This is a genomic window from Cryobacterium sp. 10I1 (assembly GCF_035019805.1).
GTDB lineage: Bacteria > Actinomycetota > Actinomycetes > Actinomycetales > Microbacteriaceae > Cryobacterium > Cryobacterium glucosi.
On record NZ_JASJVF010000387.1, the window covers coordinates 1 to 2,135 of the forward strand.

The 2,135-nt window shown below is 67.2% G+C and carries 2 protein-coding genes; both read left to right on the top strand.

Annotation, left to right across the window (positions count from 1 at the left end; translation table 11 throughout):
- Positions 1-77: 77 nt before the first annotated feature.
- On the top strand, positions 78-1,316 hold the full coding sequence (locus tag QN345_RS18315) for a Mu transposase domain-containing protein (RefSeq protein ID WP_322136269.1): 1,239 nt from the start codon (positions 78-80) through the stop codon (positions 1,314-1,316).
- Positions 1,313-2,068: an IS21-like element helper ATPase IstB gene (gene istB / locus QN345_RS18320; protein ID WP_322136270.1), complete on the top strand. Its 756-nt coding sequence runs from the start codon at positions 1,313-1,315 to the stop codon at positions 2,066-2,068. The genes QN345_RS18315 and istB overlap by 4 nt, the downstream gene beginning before the upstream one ends.
- Positions 2,069-2,135: the final 67 nt, after the last annotated feature.

Sequence of the window (2,135 nt, forward strand, 5' to 3'; positions counted from 1 at the left end):
TGTTAACGCCGACCGAAAATAGGGCCAGTATCGCCGATTGAAAACAGGGCCACCGACCATTATGGAAGGTGATCAATATGGATGATTGGGCGAAGATTCGCCAACTGTTTTCCACGGGCCAGCACTCGAAGCGGGAGATCGGCCGGCTCGTCGGGGTGTCTCGGGGAACGGTGGATCGGGCGTTGGAAACGGACCGGCTGCCGAAGTACCAGCGGCCCGCGGTCGGGTCGAGTTTTGACGCGTTCGCCCCGCAGGTTCGGGTGTTGTTGGCCGTGACGCCGACGATGGCCGCGTCAACGCTCGCGGAACGGGTCGGTTGGCTCGGGTCTGCGTCGGTGTTCCGGGACAAAGTCGCTGGGATCCGGCCGGAGTACGTGCCGCCGGACCCCGCGGACCGTCTCGTGCACGAGCCCGGACAGCAGGTCCAGTGCGACTTGTGGTTCCCCCACGAGGACCTCCCGCTCGGCCACGGGCAGCAGGGCACGCCGCCGGTGCTGGTGATGACGTCCACGTTCTCGGGGTTCTTCCAAGCCCTGATGCTGCCGTCTCGGAAGACACCGGATCTGCTCGGCGGGATGTGGTCCCTGCTCCAGGCTGCCCGCGCGGTCCCGCGACGGCTGCTCTGGGACAACGAGTCCGGCATCGGCCGTGGCAAGCTCACCGAGCCTGCGGCCGCGTTCGCGGGCACTCTCGGCACCGAGGTCAAGCTCCTCAAGGCCCGGGACCCGGAGTCCAAGGGCATGGTCGAGCGGCGGAACCGGTTCTTCCGCTCGTCGTTCATGCCGGGCCGAGTGTTCCTGTCGCCGCAGGACTTCAACGAGCAGCTCGCGTCCTGGCTGCCCGTGGCTAACGCGCGTCACTCTCGGTCCCGGCGCGCCCGCCCGGTCGACTTGATCGACCAGGACCGGGCCGCGATGCGGCCGTTGTCGCCGGTGGCGCCAGACGTGTTGTTCCGGAACACGGTGCGTCTGCCCCGGGACTACTACGTCCGGGTGCACTCCAACGACTACTCCGTCGCGCCGGCCCTGATCGGCAGGCTCGTGGACGTGAGCGCTGACCTTGACCAAGTCCACGTCGCCCACAACGGTGTCACCGTGACCTCTCACGACCGGGCCTGGGCCCGTCAGCTGACCATCACCGACCCTGACCATGTCGCCCAGGCCGCCGTGCTCCGGCGCCAGTTCCAGACCCTGCACCGCCATCAACGGCCCCAAGCCCACGTCGCGTTCGTCGAATCGGCGAGCCTGTCGGACTATGACGACGTGTTCGGTGTCGATATCGGGCCCGGCCTGCTCGAGTTGGGGAGGCTCGCGTGAGCGGGGCGGCGTCTCAGATCGAGTACTACGCCCGCGCGCTGCGCGCCCCGAGGATCGGTGACGCGTTCCGGCGCCTGGGCGACCAGGCCCGCGACGCGGGCTGGTCCCACGAGGAATACCTTGCCGCGGTGCTCTCCCGTGAGGTCTCCGAGCGGGAAGCGTCCGGTGCGGCCCTGCGGATCAAAGCGGCCCGGTTCCCCGGCCACAAGACCCTCGAGGACTTCAACTTCGATCACCAGCCCTCCGCGGACAGGAACCTGATCGCCCACCTCGGCACGAGCGTGTTCGCCACCGAGGCGAAGAACATCGTGCTCCTCGGGCCGCCCGGCACGGGCAAAACCCACCTCGCCGTCGCGCTGGGCGTCCAAGCCGCCAAACACGGCCACCGCGTCCTCTTCGACACCGCGACCGGCTGGGTCGCCCGCCTCCAAGAGGCCCATTCCCGCGGCAAGCTCGCCGCGGAACTGATCCGCCTCCGCCGTTACAGCGTGCTGATCTGCGACGAGGTCGGCTACATTCCGTTCGACCAGGACGCGGCGAACCTGTTCTTCCAGCTCGTCGCGAGCCGTTACGAACACGCGTCCTTGATCTTGACGAGCAACCTGTCATTCGGGCGCTGGGGCGAGGTCTTCGGCGACCCCACCGTCGCGTCCGCGATGATCGACCGCATCGTCCACCACGCCGACGTCCTCAGCCTCAAAGGCAACAGCTACCGGCTCAAAAGCCACCAGCCCGCCGCCGATACGGCATAGTAGAAACACACATAGTGGTCCTGTTTTCAAACGGCACTATTGGCCCTGTTTTGGGTCGGCGTCAACA

What these genes read in the sequence shown, in the direction of transcription:
- QN345_RS18315 (WP_322136269.1), top strand. Translation starts at nt 78, where the DNA reads ATGGATGATTGGGCGAAGATTCGCCAACTGTTTTCCACGGGCCAGCAC.